Here is a 19,262-nt window from a genome sequence, read left to right on the forward strand (position 1 = left end):
TCATGGATGCGTTCATCAGGTCCTTCCATGATTCCCTCGTCTCCGCCTCCTTATCGTGAGGATGCGCCGGCTTATTTCGTGCCGCGCATCGCCTTGCTCTTCTGTGCGCCATTGATCGTCAACGGTTTTGCCATGCCGTATTTTCCGGTCTGGTTGAGCACGCTCTCCCTTAGCGATGCCGAGATCGGTATCATTCTCGCAGTGCCGATGTTCGTGCGCGTCATCACGGCGCCGCTGGTCGGGCTCCTGGCAGACAGGATCGGCGAGCGCGCTCGCGTGCTCATCTGGTCGGCGGTTCTTTCGCTGTTGACGGGCCTCGCCCTCTTCGTCTCCCACAGCTTCTGGTTCGTGCTGGTCATCTGCGCGCTGCAGGGCGGCGTGTACTCGCCCTACGTTCCGATCGTTGAGGCGATCGCGCTGACGGGCGTGCGGCGCTGGGGTTTCGACTATGCGAGCATGCGCCTGTGGGGGTCGGTGGCCTTTATCGCCGCAACGATGCTCGGCGGCACGATGATCGGTCTCTATGGCGGCGCTTTGGTGCTGCCCGCCATGGTGGGCGGTTTTCTGCTGATGATCCTCTTGACGCTGATCGCGCCGCGCGTCGGCCGCCCGCGGCGCCCATCGACGCTGACGACGCTGACCGAGCCGCCGCCCAAGGCCTTGCGCAAACTCGACCTGCAATTGCTTCTGATCGGCGTGACTTTGGCAAACAGCAGCCATGCGATGCTGTTTGCCTTCTCGGCGATCTACTGGCAGCATATCGGCTTCAGCGGCACGCAGATCGGTCTGCTTTGGAGCGCCGGCGTCGCAGCGGAAGTGGTGATGTTTGGTTGCGCCAAGATGATCATCCGGCGCTTCAGCCTGTGGACGATGATCTTTTCCGGCTGTGGTCTTGCCGTCGTGCGCTGGATCATCTTTCCGATGGAACTCGGTTTCTGGGGCTATTTCGTCCTGCAGTGTTTTCACGCCTTTACCTATGCGATCATGCATACGAGCATGCAGACAATGCTGGTCCAGCGGGTGCCGGAAGAGCAGGAGGCTTCGGCGCAGGGGCTGTATTTTTTTTATACCGGTGTGTTTACGGCGATCTGCACCTTTGCGTCCGGTTACTTCTATGCCTGGTTCGGGGTCCACGGGTTCTATTCGATGTCGGTGGTGGCGATGATCGGCTGCGGCTCGGCCTTGACGGCCTGGTATCTTCAGCCCCAGAGGGCGGGAAGCGGCGGGAAGACCAGCGAGGCCTCGTAGCGCAAACCCGGCTCGCGGTCGCGGGCGAGAAGCAACGGTCCGTCGAGATCGACGAATTCGGCTCCCTGCGCCAGCAGCACGGCCGGTGCCATGCCGAACGAGGTGCCGACCATGCAGCCGACCATGATCTTCAGGTTCAAGGCGCGCGCCGCATCGCGCATGCGCAGCGCCTCCGTCAACCCGCCCGTTTTGTCGAGCTTGATATTTACGGCATCGTAGAGCCCGGCGAGCTTCGGCAAGTCCTCGGTCTTGTGCACGCTTTCGTCGGCGCAGACCAAGACGGGGCGGGACACGGACGCCAGCAGATCGTCACGCCCTGCGGGAAGCGGTTGTTCGATGAGGGTGACGCCCGATTCGGCGCAGACGGCGAAATGATGGGCGAGATTCGCCTCCGTCCAGCCCTCATTGGCATCGAGAATGATGGCGCTGTCCGGTGCCGCGGCACGCACCGCACGAATGCGGGAGGCGTCGTCAGCGGTGCCGACCTTGACCTTGAGCAGTGCCCGGTGGGCGTATCGCGCGGCTTGACTTGCCATGGCCTCCGGTTCGCCGAGCGAGATCGTATACGCCGTCGTAAGCGGCTGCGGTTCCGCGAGATTTGCTATAGCGAAGACGTGCTTGCCCGATGTTTTTGCTTCGAAATCCCAGAGCGCGCAGTCGACGGCGTTGCGTGCCGCACCGGCCTTCATGGCCGTCAGCAAGCCGTTGCGGCCAAGGCCCGCCTCAATTTCCGGGCGGATCGCTTCGATTTCGGCGATCACGCTGTTGATGGTCTCTCCGTAGCGACCATAGGGCACGCATTCGCCGATACCGGCAAAACCGTTTTCAGAGATGCGGCAGGTGACCACGGAGGCTGTCGTCTTGCTGCCGCGAGAAATCGTGAAGCTGCCGGCGATCGGGAAATGTTCAATGGCGGTCTTGAGCGAACGTGTCATCGGTGTCTCCTGTGACATCCATATCGCAGCGGCCAACCGTTTGTTTCAGAAACGTCTCAATCGGTGACAGATGAGGCTCGAGCGGTTATGAGTCGCTGACCTTTTATCAAATGCAGCCATCTCCGGAAGACAAGAACAGACGTGACGCCTTCGCAAATGAAAACCGACGCCGACGTGCAGCTCGATGAGGCTGGCAAGACCGGAACGCGGATCTACCGTTTCAGCGGTGATTGGCGCAGCGCGACTGTGCACACGATCACGCAGCGATTGGGCGAGCTGTCGTTAGAGGACGGCGGACCGGCAGAATTTGACCTTAGCCGTGTCACGGCTATGGATACAGCGGGCGCGTGGCTCATTCGCCGCCTGATGACGCGCGTGGGCGGTCAGGTCAGGCTGACTGGCGACAAGCCGCGCTATGTCGAGCTTCTCGGCGCCTTGCCGGAGGAATTGCCCGAACCGGCCGAGGATAACGCGAGCCGCGGCTCCCGCTTCACCCGGTTCTTCGCGCCTGTCGGTGAGGCTGTAATGTCAGCCTGGGAAGACACTGTTGCCGCGATGTTCATTCTCGGCTCCGCGGTTCGGGGCGCGCAACTGAAGCTTGGACGCCACAGCGGCCTTTCGCCGGCCGCGATCGTCAACCAGATCGATCGCATGGGCGTTCAGGCCGTGCCGATCATCACGCTGATGTCCTTCCTGATCGGAGCGATTATCGCTCAGCAGGGTGCTTTCCAGCTGCGCTATTTCGGCGCTGAACTTTTCGTCGTTGATCTGGTCGGTATCCTGCAACTGCGCGAAATCGGTGTGCTGTTGACGGCAATCATGATCGCCGGGCGGTCCGGCAGCGCCATCACCGCCGAAATCGGCTCGATGAAGATGCGTGAAGAGATCGACGCGCTCAAGGTGATGGGGCTCAGCCCGATCGGCGTGCTGGTATTTCCGCGGCTCGTCGCCCTCACGGTGGCGCTGCCGCTTTTGACGATCATCGCCAACTTTGCCGCATTGACGGGCGCCGCCGTCGTCGCCTGGAGCTATTCCGGCATCACCTTTGCGACCTTCCTCGCCCGGCTGCAGGAGGCGATCGATTTTTCCTCCGTGCTGGCCGGTATGATCAAGGCGCCCTTCATGGCGCTGATCATCGGCGTCGTCGCCGCGGTGGAAGGCCTGAAAGTCGGCGGCAGTGCCGAATCGCTCGGCAGGCACGTCACGCAATCGGTCGTGAAGTCGATCTTCGTGGTCATCCTTGTCGACGGCTTGTTTGCGATGTTTTACGCGTCGATCGATTTCTGATGGAAGAGGCTTTTACGGTGGAACCGACAGATGATGATATGGCGGGCCGTAAAAACGGCGCGGAGACCGTTCTGGCCGTCCGAGATCTGACTGTCGGCTTCGGCTCCAATATCGTGCTCGACAAACTCAATCTTGACATCTATCGCGGCGAAATCCTTGGTTTCGTCGGCGCTTCGGGCACCGGCAAATCGGTGCTGATGCGCACGGTGCTACGCCTGCTCCCGCGCCGCTCCGGCTCGATCAAGATCCTCGGCGTCGAATATGACGAGGTCAGCGAAGAGGAGCGCATGGAACTCGATATGCGCCTCGGTGTGCTCTTTCAGCATGGCGCCTTGTTTTCCTCGCTGACTGTGCTGGAAAATATCCAGGTGCCGATGCGGGAATATCTCAACCTGCCGCAGGACCTGATGGACGAACTGGCACGGCTGAAAATCGATATGGTAGGCCTGGCTCCGGAGGCGGCGGACAAGTTTCCCTCCGAGCTCTCAGGCGGCATGATCAAACGCGCGGCGCTTGCCCGCGCGCTCGCGCTCGACCCTGACCTGGTTTTCCTCGATGAGCCGACCTCAGGGCTCGATCCGATCGGCGCTGCGGAGTTCGACAACCTGATTGCCAAACTGCGCGACACCCTGGGTTTGACGGTGTATATGGTAACTCACGATCTCGACAGCCTGTTTTCGGTCTGCGACCGGATCGCGGTACTCGGGCAGAAGCGGGTCCTGGTCGAGGGCACGATCGAGGACATGCTCGCCTGTGAGGACGATTGGGTGAAGTCCTATTTCCGGGGCAAACGTGCGCGCTCAATTGTCCGTGACGACTAAAGGGCATCCTGACCGCGCCATGATTTTGATTGAAGCAAGGAACCGCGTGCGCGGCCTCCCTGAAGGACACCGGTAGCAATGGAAACAAAAGCCAACTACGCCATCGTCGGTTTTTTCACCGTCATGGTCATCTTCGCGGCCTTCGGCTTCGTCTACTGGATGTCGCAATATGGCCGCAGCGGCCAGATGGTGGAACTGGTGATCAGCATTCCGGGCTCGGCCAATGGGTTGAGTGTCGGCTCTCCCGTGCGGTTCAACGGTATTCCCGTCGGTTCGGTCCGCAGCCTGGCAATCAATGCCAACGACCCCCGTTTTTCCGTTGCCGTAACCGAGGTCTCCGCCGAGGCGCCCGTTCTCAAATCGACGACCGCAACGCTTGAAATCCAAGGGCTGACCGGTGCTGCCTATATCGAGCTCAGCGGTGGCAATAGAGGCGAGGAAAACATCCTGAAGAAGGCGCTCGAGGAGGGCAAGCCGGCGCAGCTGCAGGCCGATCAGTCCAGCGTCACAAGCCTCCTGGCAACCGCCGACAAGATCATGGATCGGGCGAACGCTGCGATCGGCGATATTCAGGGGTTCGTCAAGGATGTGCGCGGGCCGCTGACCAGCACGATCTCCAATGCTGACCGCTTCAGCCGAGCCCTGGCCGACAACTCGGAAGGTATCGACGAGTTCCTGAAGAGCGTCAGCGCCCTGTCGACCTCGATTACGGCGGCAGCCGGCAAGCTCGATTCGACGCTGACAGCAGCCGAAGCGCTGGTGAGCTCCGTCGATGCGAGGAAGGTTGATCACATCGTCAGCAATGTCGAGAAGATGAGCAATGAGCTGAGCGCGGCATCCAGCAGCGTGGCCGACACCATAGCCAGCTTCAGGAAGACGGCCGAGACCTATCAACGGTTTGGCGAGAATGCGACCGCGACGCTTAGCCGTGTCGATACCCTGATTGCAGCCGTCGACAGCCAGAAGGTGACCGGCGTCGTCAATGACGTGTCGGCGGCAAGCGCTGACGCACGCAAGACTGCCGCTTCCATCAGCGAACTGGCCGATCGGATCAAGGGCCGTCAGAACGATATCGACCAGACGATTACCGACGTTACCCAGATGGCCAACAAGCTGAATGCCGCATCGAGCCGCGTCGATGGTATTCTGGTCAAGATCGACGGCTTCCTCGGCGATGCTGACGCGCCTTCCTTATCGGCCGATGCCCGTGCAACGCTCGCCTCCTTCCGCAAGATGGTCGACAATCTGAACGCGCAGATCGCACCGATCGCTGACAATTTGAAACGGTTCTCCGGCTCGGGGCTGCGGGACGTCGAGACGCTGGTCGGCGAGACGCGGCGGGCGATCCAGAACCTCGACACGACAATCTCGACTTTCGATAGGAATCCGCAACGGCTGTTGTTCGGAGGCGAGACCGTCAAGCAGTATGACGGCCGCACACGCCGTTAGCGAGTCGTCCTTCAAATCCTGCCCTTTCTGTCGATGCGGCCGGCTCGGAAAGGCCGGCGCAAATCGCCGCCGACAAGATACTGCCGGCGGAGCGTGCGAATCAAAGAACGTCAGGCGGAGGACCGGTGACTCTGGCCGTTATTCTTCGATAATTCTCGCTCGGATGACGCACGAATCGCGTATTGCGCTGCTGCGTGCCGATCTCGCGTGGCAAGGGTGCAAGCATCGTCGGATTTTTGCTGTGTCTGCGCCCGCCTAGCCGCTTTTGTGCTTGTCTTGACCAGACGAGCCTCTAAGTTGCGGCTGATTGGGCAAGGATAGTGTTTGAAATGAATTTTCCCGGTGTTTCGTGTGGTCGAAAGGCAGGATTGATCCGGGCCTGCATCCTTCTTTCCCTGGCAGCCACAGTGTCGGCCTGCGCCAGCAAGGCCGCCCCCAACGACACCTATAGTCTTTCCACTGCGCCAGTCCTCGTGGGACCACCGTCCACCGCCAAGCAGATCCTCGTTCCCGATCCGACCGCGCTGAAGGCGCTCGACGGCGATCAGGTCGTCATCCGGCTATCCAACTCGGAAATCCAGTATCTGGCAAAATCCCAATGGAGTGACCGCCTGCCGAAGATGGTGCAGGCGAAACTGGTGCAAACTTTCGAAAACACCGGCAAGGTCGCTGGCGTCGGCAAGCCGGGCGAGGGGCTCGCGATCGACTATCAGGTGATCACGAACATCCGTGCGTTTGAAATCGCGACGCAAGGCGCCGACACGGCGGTCGTCGAGATTTTCGCCAAGATTCTCAATGATCGCAACGGCACGGTCATTGCGCAGAAAGCCTTTAAAGCAACGCTGCCCGTGACCGGAAGTGGAAACCTGGCCTTTGTCGCCGCGCTAGATGGGGCCTTTGCACAGGTCGCTGCCGATATCGTTGCCTGGACGCTGACGACGATCTGATCAGGCGACCGCAATTCTGTTGACGATTTCAGCGACCCCTTCAACCGTCCTTGCGGCCTCTTCGGCCCTTTCAACCTCTTCGATCGTGGAAACGGTGCCGGTCAACAGGACCGTGTTTCCCTTGGCGATCACGGAGACATCCGAGGCATCGAGCCCGTCGACCGTTGCCAGGCAATTGGCGACGCGCGTCTCCAGGTCAGCCCGGTCCTGCGGAAAGAATTCCTCCGGTGTCTTGCCGTAAAATGTACGCTCCTTGAAGATCATGGCTTCAGGTCTCCACTCTCGGTTCACGCACAGAACAACGCACATGCCGGGCTTTTGTTCGGCGCTGTTCCATTCGAAACAGCGCAGATAAGGGCCTCGTGAGATTGTTGGGTCACTGGATGAGACGACCTCATCAGCAACCAACAGAGGAGAACAACATGCGCAAGTTCATCATTTCTGCCACCGTCGCTGCAATCGCAGCTATCTCGTTTGCAGCTCCGTCGTACGCCGGCGGTTATGGTCACCACCACGGTCACCATCGCCATCACGGCCACTATCATGGCGGTTTCTCGATCGGCTTCTATGACGGCGGTTATTACGGCGGCTACTATGAACCGTCCTGCTACATCAAGAAGGTGAAGCGCTGGGACCGCTGGGGCAACCTGCGCATCAAGCGCGTCCAGATCTGCGATTAATGCGCAGGCGTTCCTCTCAACGAAAAAACCCGGCCGTTTGCGCGGCCGGGTTTTTCGTTTGGAAAACAGGCCCGTATCAGGGCCAGCGCACCACCGGTGGCAGCGACGACAGGATCGATTCGACATTGCCGCCTGTCTTCAGGCCGAAGATTGTTCCCCGGTCGTAAAGCAGGTTGAATTCGACGTAGCGGCCGCGGCGCACCAGTTGCTCGTCGCGGTCCTCCTCCGTCCATGGCTTGTTGAAGTTTGTCCGCACGATCTTCGGGTAGATCAGGCTGAAGGCCTTGCCGACGTCCTGGGTAAAGGCGAAGTCGGCATCCCAGCCGCCTTTCTCGTCATCCGAATGCAGCCAGTCATAGAAGATGCCGCCGATGCCGCGCGGCTCGTTGCGGTGCTTCAGGAAGAAATAGTCGTCGCACCATTGTTTGAAGCGCGGATAGTCGGCAACCGGATGGCGCTTGCAGGCGATTTCCATGCCCTTGTGAAACAGCATCGTGTCCGGATCGGTCTGCGTCCGGCGGCGATCGAGCACCGGTGTCAGGTCGGCGCCGCCGCCGAACCAGTGGCTGGTGGTGACGACCATGCGGGTGTTCATATGGACGGCGGGCACGTTCGGGTTCACCGGATGGGCAATCAGCGAGATGCCCGAAGCCCAGAACCGCGGATCTTCGTTGGCGCCTGGTATCTGGCTGCGGAATTCCGGCGAGAATTCGCCGTGCACCGTCGAGGTATGGACGCCGACCTTCTCGAAGACGCGGCCTTCCATCATCGACATGCGGCCGCCACCGCCTGACCCTTCGTCGCGCAGCCAATCCTTGCCGATGAAGCGGCCGGGTTCGCGATCGGACAAGGGACCGGTGAGTTCGTCCTCGATCGTTTCGAACGCCACGCAGATGGTGGTGCGCAGGCTTTCGAACCAGGCCTTCGCCTTGGCCTTCTTGTCCTCGATATCCGCGGGCAATCCCTGCGGCAAGTCCGGTCGTTCCATGGAAATCATCCTGTCTGGCGGGGGATGGGAGTTGCGAACCCGCCCATATATAGCGATTCTGGAAAGATCATATTTCTGCCATGCTTGGCAACGGCGCCAGCAGTCTTAGGTCAGTCTGCCGCAGGGCGGGCGGCTGAAATTCAGACTGGCAAAAACAGGGCGATCTCCCTATCTTTGTTTCAGAAGGCTCGACTGGCGAAAGGTGAGCTTCATGGCGAAAATTCCCGCAGGGCCGCCGCTCGAAGGTTTGCGGCGACAGATTGCCCGGCATCGCAGCGGCAAGCCGCAGCGAAGCGATGGCCTGTTTGTGCGTGAGACGTTCCGCCTTGACCGGATGCATGCCCGGCAAAAGGCGCAGGAATGGTTCGACAGATGGCCCAAGGCCGCGTATTGGACCGAGGTCGAAAGCTGGCGGCAGCTCGAAGGCGATGAAATCGAGTTCACGATGCGGCGCCTGCCAAGCGCAGACTGATTGCAGTTCTACCTGTTAAGCGCATAGTCAGCGCGATCCTTACCCGCCGATTCGGGCCGTTCCCAAAGCTTCCGCTATGCCTTTTCCGTGCTCATCCATCACGCGCTCCGTTGTCATTCTTTCGATCACCCAGATCATCGGCTGGGGCGCGTTGTTCATGGCGATCTCGGTGACCGGTGAGGCGATGGCCGCGGACCTTGGCCTCAGCCGCGCAACGATCTTTCTCGGGCCGACGCTGATGCTCGTCGTGATGGCGGTCTGCTCGCCGCCGATTGCGGGGCTTTACCGGCGGTATGGCGCCCGGCTGGTGCTGGCGGCGGGCTCGCTTCTTGCCGTTCCGGGGCTCTGGCTGCTGGCGGTTGCCGGCGGCCCCATCGGCTATTTCATGGCCTGGGCCATTTTTGGGATCGCCGGCGCCGCCTGCCTGACGACATCGGCGCATGTCTTCCTGGCAGAACTCGCGGGCGAGGGGACCCGGCGGGCGATCGGCGCGCAGATGCTGTTCATGGCGCTGGCGCCGAGCCTGTCCTGGCCGGCGACCGATCTCCTGGAAGCCCAGTTCGGCTGGCGCGGCGTGTCAGTCATTTACGGCTGTCTCATGCTCGTCGTTTGCCTGCCGCTGCATCTCTTTGCGTTGCCGAAGATGCCAGTTGCCGCACTATCGCGTGAAACGACAGGAGCTGTCAGTACAAAGCCAGGCGGAGAACATCGCCGCATCATCGCGCTGATCACGGCGGCGATCGCACTCAACGGTTTCATCACCTGGGGTTTCCAGCTCGTTGTCATCGACTTGTTCCGAAGTTTTGACGTGGCCGACTATCTGGCGGTCGGCTTCGGATCGGCGATCGGCGTCGTACAGATGTCGGCGCGGCTGTTCGATTTCCTGGGCGCCAACCGATGGAACGGGCTGTCCACCGGACTGGTTGCGGCTCTGATCATGCCGGTCTGTCTCATCGTCCTTTCGGTGGGCGGCGGGACGGCATGGTCGATCCTGCTTTTCCTGCTGCTCTACGGGCTTTCGAGCGGCGCGATGTCCGTCAGCCGGGCAACGCTGCCGCTGGTGTTCTTCACGCCTGCCGAATATGCCGGTGTCGCCGCGCGTCTGGGTCTGCCCCTCAATCTCGCTTTCGCTGCCGCGCCACCGTTCTTCACCTATGTTCTGAGCGCCTATGGCAACCGCGCGGCGCTCGCCATTGCCTTCGTCGGTTCGCTCGGCACGCTTGCCAGCATGCTGGCGCTGCAGCGCCTGCTTCAAAAAACTGCCGGCGTGTCGGCCTGACCAACGCCATCGCCTTCTTCGCCGGCATGTTCGATCAGATAGGCGCCGGTGCCTTTTTGCGACAGCGTGTCGTGTGGATTGCGGAGCGGGCAATCGCGCATTGAAAGGCAGCCGCAGCCGATGCAGGAGGTGAGTTGATCACGCAACGCAGTCAGCTTGGCAATGCGCTCGTTGAGGTCCGCTTTCCAGTTTTCCGACAATCGCTCCCAGTCGCTGGCCAAGAGTTGCCGGTCGTCCGGCAGCGCGGCGAGCGCCTTCTGGATATCGGCGAGCGGGATGCCGGTGCGCTGGGCGATCTTGATGACGGCGATTCGGCGCAGCACGCTGCGGGGGTAGCGGCGCTGGTTGCCGCGGCTGCGCATGCTTCTGATCAGGCCCTTGGCCTCGTAAAAATGCAGCGTCGAAACGGCGACGCCGCTGCGGGCAGCGACCTCTCCGACACTGAGTTCGCGGCGCGGCAAATCGGTTTTGCTTTTTTCCATAGGGTGCCTTGACCTAAAGTTTAGTTGAGGTTTTATACCAGTTGCTCCAACCTATCAACAACGGAGCAACCGCAAGCATGAACGAGAAAATGACCATCGCCGTCGTCTATGGCAGCGCGCGGCAGGGCCGCTTTTGTGACACAGTCGTCAACTGGGTCCTGAACGAGCTCTGGGCCGAAAGCGGCATAAGGGTGACGCTGATCGATCCGCAGCTCAAGGGGCCGGCAGACGAGGCGGCCATCAATGTCGCCACGCTTGAGGAGAAGATCGCCGAGGCGGACGCTTTCATCGTCGCGACGCCGGAATACAATCATGGTTATCCGGCGGCGCTGAAGGAACTGATCGATTCGTGCTACGAGCCATGGCACGCAAAGCCTGTCGGCTTCATCTCCTATGGTGGCGTGTCAGGCGGGTTGCGGGCCGTCGAGCAACTGCGCCAGGTCTTTGCCGAACTGCACACCGTAACCATCCGCGACAGCGTCAGTTTCTCCAATGTCTGGGCGCAGTTCGATGCCGCAGGCAATCCTTTCAAGGCGGACGAAGCCAAGGCCAGTCTGCTCGTCATGTTGCGGCGGCTGAAATGGTGGGCAAGCGCGCTGAAGGCCGCCCGGGCTGAAAACGCCTATAGCGGAGCGGCCGCATGAGGGGCGCTGGCTGGCATCAGATCGACACTTGCCGGATGGCTTCGCCCGCAATCATCGCCACCGACATGGCGATGTTGAGCGACCGCTGGCCCGCGACCATCGGGATGATGATCCGGCCGTCTGCCCTGTCGTGCACATGATCGGGAACGCCGGCGCTTTCGCGGCCGAAGAGCAGCGTGTCGCCGGGCAGGAATCGGAAGCGGGTATAGGGTTCGGCCGCCTTGGTGGAGGCAAGCACCAGCCGCCGGCCCTCTGCCAGCCGTGTCTCCTCGAAACGGTCCCAACTGACGTGGCGGGTCAGGGTTACCGAGGCGATGTAGTCCATGCCGGCGCGTTTCAGGTTCTTGTCCGACAGGTCGAAGCCGGCCGGCTCGATGATATCGACCGGCAGACCCAGACATGCGGCAAGGCGCAGGATCGTGCCGGTGTTGCCGGGAATGTCCGGCTGGTAGAGGGCAATGCGGAGCGGATGTGCGGACATATCAACACGGCTTATGGGGTTCATCACAGCCCGTAATCAATCTGTGCCGTAATGGCAACAGAATCCCGGCAGAGATGGAAACGATGAAAAAAGTGGCTGCAACAATCTGGCATATCGACGCAAAACACTCTAAGTCTGGCACATCTTCAACGCGAACCGACGGAGGCATGAATGGATTTCCTAATGATCGCCAGCCTCCAGGCTGTGTCTCCAGTCCTGATGGACTGACCGGTTTCGCGCTTTTCCTTTGTTGGCATGACCACGCGCGACCGACCGCTTTCCGGGCGAACACGTCTCGCGTGCAAGATTGCGCTGTTTTCTCCGGTCTTAAATTTCGAATTGATGAATGCGGGTCTCCCGCCTTCCTTCACTGGATTCCTGAAGGAGCTTGATAATGTTCGGCTGGTTTGAATCCCGCCTCGATCCCTATCCTGCCGAGGAGCCGAAGGTTCCGCCGCAGGGGCTGTTTGCCTTCTGCTGGCACTATACCAGGCCGGCGGCGCCCTGGCTCTTGACCATGGCGTTCTGCACCATGCTGATCGCCATCGGCGAGGTGGCGCTGTTCCAGTTTCTCGGCAATCTCGTCGATTGGCTGTCCTCGGCCAGGCAGGACACCTTCATCGAAACTGAGGGTACGAAGCTGTTCTGGATGGGCGCGCTCATCCTGATCGGCCTGCCGTCCATCGTCGCCTTCGATTCGCTGATCATGCACCAGATATTGCTCGGCAATTATCCGATGATCGCGCGCTGGCACATGCACCGTTACCTGCTGCGCCAGAGCATGACTTTCTTCGCCAACGAGTTTGCCGGCCGCGTCGCCACCAAGGTGATGCAGACCTCGCTTGCCGTGCGCGAAACGGTGATGAAGGTCCTCGACGTCTTCGTCTATGTCGTCAGCTATTTCGTCTCGATGCTGGTGGTCGTTGCCGCGGCCGACTGGCGGCTCCTCGCGCCGCTCGTCATCTGGATCGTCGTCTACGTCTGCATCGTCACTTATTTCGTGCCGCGCCTGCGCAAGATCTCCAAGGATCAGGCCGATGCCCGTTCGATGATGACCGGTCGTGTCGTCGACAGCTATACCAACATCGCCACTGTGAAGCTGTTTTCGCATGCGGGCCGCGAGGAGATCTATGCCCGGGAAAGCATGGACGCGTTCCTGCAGACCGTGCACCGGCAGATGCGCAAGGTGACGCTGTTCCATGTGTTCGTCTATACGAACAACTGCATCGCGCTGTTTTCGATCTCGGCACTCGGCATCTATTTCTGGATGACCAGCGGCATGTCGGTCGGCTCAATCGCGATTGCCGTGGCGCTCGCCATGCGCATCAACGGCATGTCGCAGTGGGTGATGTGGGAAGTCTCGGCGCTCTTTGAAAACATCGGCACCGTCTATGACGGCATGGGCATGATGACCAAGGCGCACGACATCGTCGACAAGCTGGAGGCGCCCGCGCTCAAGGCTCCGCATGGGGCGATCACGTTCGAGAACATCCGGTTCCACTATGGCAAGAGCAAGGGCGTCATCGACAACCTGTCACTGTCCATCAAGCCGGGCGAAAAGATCGGTCTCGTCGGGCGCTCGGGTGCGGGCAAGACGACGCTGATGAACGTGCTGCTCCGGTTCTACGATCTCGAATCGGGCACGATCCGCATCGACGGGCAGGATATCGCCGCGGTGGCGCAGGACAGTCTGCGCGGCCAGATCGGCGTAGTGACGCAGGATACCTCGCTGCTGCACCGCTCGATCCGCGACAACATCGCCTATGGTCACCCGGAAGCCGATGATGCCGACATCATCGCCGCCGCCAAGCGGGCCAATGCCTGGGACTTCATCGAGTTGCTCGAAGACAACCAGGGCCGCAAGGGGCTGGACGCACAGGTCGGCGAACGGGGTGTCAAGCTCTCTGGCGGCCAACGCCAGCGGGTCGCGATCGCCCGCGTCTTCCTGAAGGACGCGCCGATCCTCGTCCTTGACGAGGCGACCTCGGCGCTCGATTCAGAAGTGGAGGCGGCGATCCAGGAAAACCTCTTTGCCCTGATGAAGGGCAAGACGGTGATCGCCATCGCCCACCGCCTGTCGACGTTGACTGAGATGGACCGGCTGGTCATCCTCGAAGCCGGCAGGATTGTGGAGACCGGCAGCCATGCCGAACTGATCGCCAAGAGCGGCCTCTATGCTGACCTTTGGTCGCGGCAGTCCGGCGGCTTCATCGCCGACGATGCCGACAAGGAAGAGGCGGCGGAGTAGCGCCGACCGCAATCCTTCTCCGCGAAGACGGGGGACACTGGTTCGAAATGCCCATGGCCGGCCGCATTACGCAATTGTAATCCGGCCGGCCTGCATTCCGCATTGCCGCATTTTTGAAAAGAGCTATATCGGACACATGCTGCGCGCCCTGTTTGCCTTTTTTGAAAACTGGATACAGCCTTTCGCGGCGCGCGAAGGCCTTCAGCCGCCGGAGCGGCTGATCCCCTATGTCTGGTTCTACATCCGGCAGGCCAAAGCGCCGTTCATTGCAATGCTCGTCCTGGGAGGCATGACGGCGGCGATCGAGGCGACACTGTTCTGGTTCGTCGGTCGCGTCGTCGATATCCTTGCGACGGTCAAGCCGAGCGATGGCTGGAGCGGGCTGCTTGCAAGCCATGGAGCTGAGCTGTTCGGCATGCTGGTCCTGATCGGCATCGTGCGCTTCCTGGTTTCGCTGGCGATGGCGCTGGTTGATCAGCAGATTATTACGCCCGGCTTCTACAATCTGGTGCGCTGGCAATCCTATCTGCACGTGGCGCGACAATCGCTGTCCTTCTTCCAGAACGATTTTTCCGGCCGCATCGTCACCAAGGTCTGGTCGGGCGGGCAGGCGGTTGGCGACGTCGTCACGTCGTTGATGGAAAGCGTCTGGTTCGTCGGCATCTATTCGGTATCGACCTTGGTGCTTGTCGGCCAGCTTGATGCCTCGCTTGCGGTCGTCGTCCTGCTCTGGCTGATCGGCTTTGCGTTCCTCGCGCGCTATTTCGTGCCACGCATCCGCAAGCATTCGCGGGAGACGGCCGAAGCCTCGTCGATGTTGAGCGGTCGCATGGTCGATGCCTACAGCAATATCCAGACGCTGAAGCTCTTTGCCCGCGACGAGGAAAACGACCGCTACATGCGGCAGGGCTTCGACATCTTTCAGGATACGATCATCCGCTTCACCCGGTTCATTACCGGCGTGCGTGCGTCGATGGCGCTTTTGTCCGGGATCATGATCGTGACGATGGCGGCCCTGAGCGTCGACCTCTGGCTTTCGGGGTCGATCAGCTCCGGTGCTGTTGCTTTCACGATGGCGCTCATCCTCCGGCTGAATTTTCTCCTGGGACGGATGATGGTTCAGTTCAATGGTATCATGCGCAATATCGGCACGATCCAGAATGCCGCCGACATGATCTCGCAATCGATCCAGCTGGTGGACCGGCCGGGCGCTGCAAACCTGGTCATCACCAGTCCTTCCATCCGTTTCGAGAAAATCCGCTTTCACTATGGCAGGGGCAATGGCGTCATCGATGACCTGTCGCTCGTCGTCAGACCCGGCGAGAAGGTCGGCATTGTCGGCCGGTCGGGCGCCGGCAAGACGACGCTCGTCAATCTGCTGCTGCGATTCTACGATCTGGAGGGCGGCCGCATTCTGATCGACGGACAGGATATCGCCGCGGTCCGGCAGGAGTCCCTGCGCAGCCAGATCGGCGTCGTCAGCCAGGATACGTCGCTTCTGCACCGCTCCATCCGTGACAACATCCTGTTCGGTCGTCCGGACGCGGACGAGCACCGATTGCGTGATGCGGCAAAAAAGGCCGAAGCGCTTGGCTTCATCGAAAAGCTGCAGGACCAGCGCGACCGCACTGGCTTCGACGCGCATGTCGGCGAGCGCGGTGTAAAGCTCTCTGGCGGCCAGCGCCAGCGGGTTGCGATCGCCCGGGTGATGCTGAAGGATGCACCGATCCTCGTTCTCGACGAGGCGACCTCGGCGCTCGATTCGGAAGTGGAAGCAGCAATCCAGTCCAATCTCGACCGGCTGATGCGCGGCAAGACCGTGCTTGCGATCGCGCACCGGCTGTCCACCATCGCCGCACTCGACCGGCTGATCGTCATGGACGAAGGTCGGATCGTCGAAGATGGAATGCACGAACAGCTGGTCGCCGCCGGCGGTCTCTACGCCGATCTCTGGCTGCGCCAGTCCGGCGGCTTCCTTGCCCGTGATGCCGCCGCCGAATGACGGCTTCAAAAACCGTCGCCCGCACGCCTGGGAAAGCCGTGTTTTGACCAGGCCGGACCGCCAAAAGCGGTTTGCGAACATCGGCTTCGGTTTTCCCGCGACATTGTGGCCCACCTCCCGTCCTCAAGGCTAGACATCCCTTGCGATCAAGCATAGAACGCGCCGGATTGCCGGGGAATCTGCCGTTTCTTTAACGCGTGGGGTTCGCCCGGTTTTGATGCATAAGGTGGAAGGGCGAAAGTTTTCTTCGAATCGTGCATCGGCTTATTGATTTGGCGCTGTTCTTTCGCTCAAGTGGCAGCACGGGGCGGGTCGACGCCGGGGACAGTGCGGTTTCCGCAAACATTGCGTGAGAGGATGGTTTAACCGTGAGCGAACACGAGACATCAAGCGAAACCCTGGGCGAGCCCACTCGCCGCGACTTTTTGTATCTGGCGACCGGCATGGCGGGCGTCGTGGGCGCCGGTGCGGTCGCATGGCCGTTCGTCGACCAGATGCGGCCCGATGCCTCGACGCTGGCGCTTGCTTCGATCGAGGTCGATGTCTCCAGCCTGCAGCCGGGCATGTCGCTGACGGCAAAATGGCGCGGCAAGCCGGTCTTCATCCGTAATCGCACGGAGAAGGAAGTCGAAGAAGCCAACGCTGTTGCGCTTGGCGACCTGAAGGACCCGGTTGCGCGAAACGCCAACCTTCCGGCCGACGCACAGGCGACCGATGTTGATCGCTCCGCCGGCAAGGACAAGGAAAACTGGATCGTCATGATCGGCTCGTGCACGCATCTCGGTTGCGTTCCGCTCGGTCAGGCGGGCGATTTCGGTGGCTGGTTCTGTCCGTGCCACGGCTCGCACTACGATACGGCCGGCCGTATCCGTAAAGGCCCGGCGCCGGAAAACCTCGCCGTCCCGACTTTTGCATTCACTTCCGACACAGTCATCAAGATCGGTTGAGGGGAATACTGATTATGAGTGGTGATCATTCAACCTATATGCCGACGACCGGGATCGAGAAGTGGGTCGATTCGCGCCTGCCGCTGCCGCGGCTCGTGCATGACAGCTTCATTTCATATCCGGTTCCGCGCAACCTGAACTATGCCTATACCTTCGGCGCCATGCTGTCGGTGATGCTGATCGTGCAGATCCTGACCGGTGTCGTTCTCGCCATGCACTATGCGGCTGAGACGACGGTTGCCTTCAACTCCGTCGAAAAGATCATGCGCGACGTCAACCAAGGCTGGCTCTTGCGCTACATGCATGCCAACGGCGCGTCATTCTTCTTCATCGCCGTTTATCTGCACATCGCCCGCGGTCTCTATTACGGCTCCTACAAGGCGCCGCGCGAAATCCTCTGGATTCTCGGCGTTGTCATCTACCTACTGATGATGGCAACCGGCTTCATGGGCTATGTTCTGCCCTGGGGTCAGATGTCCTTCTGGGGTGCCACGGTTATCACCGGCTTCTTCTCCGCCTTCCCCTTGGTGGGCGAGTGGATCCAGCAGTTCCTGCTCGGCGGTTTCGCCGTCGATCAGCCGACGCTCAATCGCTTCTTCTCGCTGCACTACCTCCTGCCGTTCATGATCGCCGGCGTCGTGGTCCTGCATATCTGGGCGCTGCATGTCGTCGGCCAGACCAACCCGACCGGCGTTGAAGTCAAGACCAAGACGGACACGGTTGCCTTTACGCCTTACGCCACCCTCAAGGATGCGCTCGGTGTATCGATATTCCTGCTGGTCTATGCCTGGTTCGTCTTCTACATGCCGAACTTCCTTGGCCATCCGGACAACTATATTCCGGCCAACGCTCTGAAGACCCCGGCCCACATCGTTCCGGAATGGTACTACCTGCCGTTCTACGCGATGCTGCGCGCCATCACCTTCAATGTCGGCCCGATCGATAGCAAGCTCGGCGGCGTTCTGGTGATGTTCGGTGCGATCATCGTCCTGTTCTTCCTGCCCTGGCTCGATACCTCGAAGGTGCGCTCGGCCGTCTACCGTCCGTGGTACAAGCTGTTCTTCTGGCTCTTCGTGATCAACGCCATCATCCTTGGCTGGCTCGGCTCGCGCCCGGCGGAAGGCCTCTACGTGGTGATGTCGCAGCTCGGCACTCTCTACTACTTCGGCTTCTTCCTCGTCATCATGCCGGTTCTCGGCCTGATCGAAACGCCGAAGCGCATCCCCAATTCCATCACCGAAGCGGTTCTGGAAAAGCAGGCTGCGACGAAGAAGCCCGTTGCCGCGTGATGTCTGCGAAGATTAAGGAACCCACAACAATGAAAAAGCTTGTTACAGGCATTCTTTCGCTCGCAGTCGTCGCAGGCCTCGGCGCCGGTATGGTGTTTGCCCAGGAATCCGGCGAACACAAAGCCGAAGGCGCAGCCGCCGAGGGGGAGCATGCTGCCGGTGGTACGCCACACTTCCCGATCCACAAACCGGAGCAGGAAGAATGGACGTTCGCCGGTCCTTTCGGCCATTATGACAAGGGTCAGCTGCAGCGCGGCCTGAAGGTCTACACCGAAGTCTGTTCCGCCTGCCATTCAATGAACCTCGTCGCTTTCCGCACGCTGGAAGGTCTGGGTTACTCCGAAGCGCAGGTGAAGACCTTCGCGGCGAACTACGAGGTCCAGGACGGCCCCAATGCCGATGGCGAGATGTTCAGCCGTAAGGCTCTGCCTTCGGATCATTTCCCGTCGCCTTACCCGAACGTCGAAGCTGCGGCTGCCGCCAACAACGGCGCAGCACCGCCGGATTTCTCGCTGATCGCAAAGGCGCGCGGCATCGAACGCGGTTTCCCGACCTTCATCTTCGACATGTTCACGCAGTACCAAGAAGGCGGACCGGACTATATCCACGCGCTCCTGAACGGCTATCAGGAACCACCGGCTGGCACGGAAGTGGCGGAGGGTACGCATTACAACCCGTACTTCGGCAGTGCTGCGGCCCTTGCAATGGCAAAACCGCTTTCCGATGACCAGGTCACCTATGACGATGGTGCGCCGCAGACGGTGGAGCAGTATTCCCGCGACGTCGCCTCCTTCCTGATGTGGGCCGCAGAGCCGCACCTTGAAGATCGCAAGCGCACGGGCTTCATGGTCATGGTTTTCCTGCTGATCTTCACCGGCCTGATCTATCTGACGAAGAAGTCGGTTTACGCCAAAAAGGAACACTGATCCGGTCACGGATTTTCAGCCCACGATCGAAACCTCCGGCTCCGGCCGGAGGTTTTTTGATTCCGGGGGGCGTTCGGCTTCCTCCCGGACATTGCTGCTGCGTGCAGCACGCGCAGATGCTTGGCAAAGGCCAGGAG

19 protein-coding genes are annotated in these 19,262 nt (G+C 60.7%); 14 read left to right on the top strand and 5 right to left on the bottom strand.

The window, feature by feature from the left end:
* Positions 1-27 precede the first annotated feature (27 nt).
* Complete coding sequence (locus tag ACSQ2W_RS16460; RefSeq protein WP_436087217.1) at positions 28-1,248, top strand: MFS transporter; 1,221 nt, start codon at positions 28-30, stop codon at positions 1,246-1,248.
* On the opposite strand, the gene dgcA is transcribed toward ACSQ2W_RS16460, so the two are convergent.
* Positions 1,200-2,183 carry an N-acetyl-D-Glu racemase DgcA gene (dgcA, locus tag ACSQ2W_RS16465; protein ID WP_436087218.1) on the bottom strand — a complete coding sequence of 328 codons (984 nt, stop codon included), beginning with the start codon at positions 2,181-2,183 and terminating at the stop codon, positions 1,200-1,202. The genes ACSQ2W_RS16460 and dgcA overlap by 49 nt on opposite strands.
* Before the next feature lie 156 nt (positions 2,184-2,339).
* On the opposite strand from dgcA, the gene ACSQ2W_RS16470 reads away from it, so the two are divergent.
* The 4 genes from ACSQ2W_RS16470 (at position 2,340) to ACSQ2W_RS16485 (ending at position 6,687) form a co-directional block, all read left to right on the top strand.
* Positions 2,340-3,470: an ABC transporter permease gene (locus ACSQ2W_RS16470; protein WP_436087219.1), complete on the top strand. Its 1,131-nt coding sequence runs from the start codon at positions 2,340-2,342 to the stop codon at positions 3,468-3,470.
* A 38-nt stretch (positions 3,471-3,508) separates the two neighbouring features.
* Positions 3,509-4,291 (top strand): ABC transporter ATP-binding protein, encoded by a 783-nt coding sequence (locus ACSQ2W_RS16475; RefSeq protein ID WP_436087220.1) that lies wholly within the window; start codon positions 3,509-3,511, stop codon positions 4,289-4,291.
* Positions 4,292-4,369: 78 nt separating this feature from the next.
* Positions 4,370-5,740 carry an MlaD family protein gene (locus ACSQ2W_RS16480; RefSeq protein ID WP_436087221.1) on the top strand — a complete coding sequence of 457 codons (1,371 nt, stop codon included), beginning with the start codon at positions 4,370-4,372 and terminating at the stop codon, positions 5,738-5,740.
* A gap of 329 nt (positions 5,741-6,069) precedes the next feature.
* Complete coding sequence (locus tag ACSQ2W_RS16485; protein WP_436087222.1) at positions 6,070-6,687, top strand: ABC-type transport auxiliary lipoprotein family protein; 618 nt, start codon at positions 6,070-6,072, stop codon at positions 6,685-6,687.
* Here the strand turns inward: ACSQ2W_RS16485 and ACSQ2W_RS16490 are convergent, their stop codons facing one another.
* Positions 6,688-6,951, bottom strand: a complete 264-nt coding sequence (locus ACSQ2W_RS16490; RefSeq protein WP_436087223.1) for a BON domain-containing protein — start codon at positions 6,949-6,951, stop codon at positions 6,688-6,690.
* A gap of 158 nt (positions 6,952-7,109) precedes the next feature.
* Here ACSQ2W_RS16490 and ACSQ2W_RS16495 point away from each other — a divergent pair, with 158 nt between their 5' ends.
* Positions 7,110-7,367 carry a hypothetical protein gene (locus ACSQ2W_RS16495; protein ID WP_436087224.1) on the top strand — a complete coding sequence of 86 codons (258 nt, stop codon included), beginning with the start codon at positions 7,110-7,112 and terminating at the stop codon, positions 7,365-7,367.
* 76 nt (positions 7,368-7,443) lie between these two features.
* Here ACSQ2W_RS16495 and hemF read toward each other — a convergent pair whose 3' ends face one another.
* Positions 7,444-8,355 carry an oxygen-dependent coproporphyrinogen oxidase gene (gene hemF / locus ACSQ2W_RS16500; protein WP_436087225.1) on the bottom strand — a complete coding sequence of 304 codons (912 nt, stop codon included), beginning with the start codon at positions 8,353-8,355 and terminating at the stop codon, positions 7,444-7,446.
* Between the two features lie 211 nt (positions 8,356-8,566).
* On the opposite strand from hemF, the gene ACSQ2W_RS16505 reads away from it, so the two are divergent.
* Both ACSQ2W_RS16505 and ACSQ2W_RS16510 read left to right on the top strand, forming a co-directional pair.
* Positions 8,567-8,827, top strand: coding sequence for a hypothetical protein (locus tag ACSQ2W_RS16505; RefSeq protein ID WP_436087226.1), 261 nt, complete (start codon positions 8,567-8,569; stop codon positions 8,825-8,827).
* A gap of 76 nt (positions 8,828-8,903) precedes the next feature.
* Entirely contained in the window at positions 8,904-10,106 is a 1,203-nt protein-coding gene (locus tag ACSQ2W_RS16510) for an MFS transporter (RefSeq protein WP_436087227.1), read from the top strand.
* Here ACSQ2W_RS16510 and soxR read toward each other — a convergent pair.
* Positions 10,079-10,588 carry a redox-sensitive transcriptional activator SoxR gene (gene soxR / locus ACSQ2W_RS16515; RefSeq protein WP_436087228.1) on the bottom strand — a complete coding sequence of 170 codons (510 nt, stop codon included), beginning with the start codon at positions 10,586-10,588 and terminating at the stop codon, positions 10,079-10,081. The genes ACSQ2W_RS16510 and soxR overlap by 28 nt on opposite strands.
* Before the next feature lie 77 nt (positions 10,589-10,665).
* Between soxR and ACSQ2W_RS16520 the strand changes: the two genes are divergently transcribed.
* Positions 10,666-11,232, top strand: a complete 567-nt coding sequence (locus ACSQ2W_RS16520; protein WP_436087229.1) for an NADPH-dependent FMN reductase — start codon at positions 10,666-10,668, stop codon at positions 11,230-11,232.
* A 16-nt stretch (positions 11,233-11,248) separates the two neighbouring features.
* Here the strand turns inward: ACSQ2W_RS16520 and ACSQ2W_RS16525 are convergent, their stop codons facing one another.
* Positions 11,249-11,713 carry a tRNA (cytidine(34)-2'-O)-methyltransferase gene (locus tag ACSQ2W_RS16525; protein WP_436087230.1) on the bottom strand — a complete coding sequence of 155 codons (465 nt, stop codon included), beginning with the start codon at positions 11,711-11,713 and terminating at the stop codon, positions 11,249-11,251.
* 394 nt (positions 11,714-12,107) lie between these two features.
* Here ACSQ2W_RS16525 and ACSQ2W_RS16530 point away from each other — a divergent pair, with 394 nt between their 5' ends.
* The 5 genes from ACSQ2W_RS16530 (at position 12,108) to ACSQ2W_RS16550 (ending at position 19,125) form a co-directional block, all read left to right on the top strand.
* Complete coding sequence (locus ACSQ2W_RS16530; protein WP_436087231.1) at positions 12,108-13,961, top strand: ABC transporter ATP-binding protein; 1,854 nt, start codon at positions 12,108-12,110, stop codon at positions 13,959-13,961.
* A 136-nt stretch (positions 13,962-14,097) separates the two neighbouring features.
* The gene (locus ACSQ2W_RS16535) at positions 14,098-15,963 is read left to right on the top strand and encodes an ABC transporter ATP-binding protein (RefSeq protein ID WP_436087232.1); all 1,866 of its coding nucleotides are present in this window, start codon (positions 14,098-14,100) and stop codon (positions 15,961-15,963) included.
* A gap of 368 nt (positions 15,964-16,331) precedes the next feature.
* A complete protein-coding gene (gene petA, locus ACSQ2W_RS16540; protein WP_436087233.1) occupies positions 16,332-16,910 on the top strand; it encodes a ubiquinol-cytochrome c reductase iron-sulfur subunit in 579 nt (192 codons plus the stop codon).
* A 14-nt stretch (positions 16,911-16,924) separates the two neighbouring features.
* The gene (locus ACSQ2W_RS16545; RefSeq protein ID WP_436087234.1) at positions 16,925-18,199 is read left to right on the top strand and encodes a cytochrome b; all 1,275 of its coding nucleotides are present in this window, start codon (positions 16,925-16,927) and stop codon (positions 18,197-18,199) included.
* A gap of 29 nt (positions 18,200-18,228) precedes the next feature.
* Positions 18,229-19,125, top strand: a complete 897-nt coding sequence (locus ACSQ2W_RS16550) for a cytochrome c1 (protein WP_436087235.1) — start codon at positions 18,229-18,231, stop codon at positions 19,123-19,125.
* The last annotated feature ends 137 nt before the right edge of the window (positions 19,126-19,262 follow it).

It is taken from the genome of Pararhizobium sp. LjRoot255, from assembly GCF_964252905.1.
Classification (GTDB): Bacteria; Pseudomonadota; Alphaproteobacteria; order Rhizobiales; family Rhizobiaceae; genus Pararhizobium.

Coding starts and splice junctions, on each gene's coding strand:
- ACSQ2W_RS16535 (WP_436087232.1), top strand. CDS start 14,098: ATGCTGCGCGCCCTGTTTGCCTTTTTTGAAAACTGGATACAGCCTTTC.
- ACSQ2W_RS16520 (WP_436087229.1), top strand. CDS start 10,666: ATGAACGAGAAAATGACCATCGCCGTCGTCTATGGCAGCGCGCGGCAG.
- dgcA (WP_436087218.1), bottom strand. CDS start 2,183: ATGACACGTTCGCTCAAGACCGCCATTGAACATTTCCCGATCGCCGGC.
- ACSQ2W_RS16525 (WP_436087230.1), bottom strand. CDS start 11,713: ATGTCCGCACATCCGCTCCGCATTGCCCTCTACCAGCCGGACATTCCC.
- ACSQ2W_RS16490 (WP_436087223.1), bottom strand. CDS start 6,951: ATGATCTTCAAGGAGCGTACATTTTACGGCAAGACACCGGAGGAATTC.
- ACSQ2W_RS16550 (WP_436087235.1), top strand. CDS start 18,229: ATGAAAAAGCTTGTTACAGGCATTCTTTCGCTCGCAGTCGTCGCAGGC.
- ACSQ2W_RS16475 (WP_436087220.1), top strand. CDS start 3,509: ATGGCGGGCCGTAAAAACGGCGCGGAGACCGTTCTGGCCGTCCGAGAT.
- ACSQ2W_RS16485 (WP_436087222.1), top strand. CDS start 6,070: ATGAATTTTCCCGGTGTTTCGTGTGGTCGAAAGGCAGGATTGATCCGG.
- ACSQ2W_RS16480 (WP_436087221.1), top strand. CDS start 4,370: ATGGAAACAAAAGCCAACTACGCCATCGTCGGTTTTTTCACCGTCATG.
- ACSQ2W_RS16495 (WP_436087224.1), top strand. CDS start 7,110: ATGCGCAAGTTCATCATTTCTGCCACCGTCGCTGCAATCGCAGCTATC.
- ACSQ2W_RS16530 (WP_436087231.1), top strand. CDS start 12,108: ATGTTCGGCTGGTTTGAATCCCGCCTCGATCCCTATCCTGCCGAGGAG.
- hemF (WP_436087225.1), bottom strand. CDS start 8,355: ATGGAACGACCGGACTTGCCGCAGGGATTGCCCGCGGATATCGAGGAC.
- soxR (WP_436087228.1), bottom strand. CDS start 10,588: ATGGAAAAAAGCAAAACCGATTTGCCGCGCCGCGAACTCAGTGTCGGA.
- ACSQ2W_RS16460 (WP_436087217.1), top strand. CDS start 28: ATGATTCCCTCGTCTCCGCCTCCTTATCGTGAGGATGCGCCGGCTTAT.
- ACSQ2W_RS16545 (WP_436087234.1), top strand. CDS start 16,925: ATGAGTGGTGATCATTCAACCTATATGCCGACGACCGGGATCGAGAAG.
- ACSQ2W_RS16470 (WP_436087219.1), top strand. CDS start 2,340: ATGAAAACCGACGCCGACGTGCAGCTCGATGAGGCTGGCAAGACCGGA.
- ACSQ2W_RS16510 (WP_436087227.1), top strand. CDS start 8,904: ATGCCTTTTCCGTGCTCATCCATCACGCGCTCCGTTGTCATTCTTTCG.
- ACSQ2W_RS16505 (WP_436087226.1), top strand. CDS start 8,567: ATGGCGAAAATTCCCGCAGGGCCGCCGCTCGAAGGTTTGCGGCGACAG.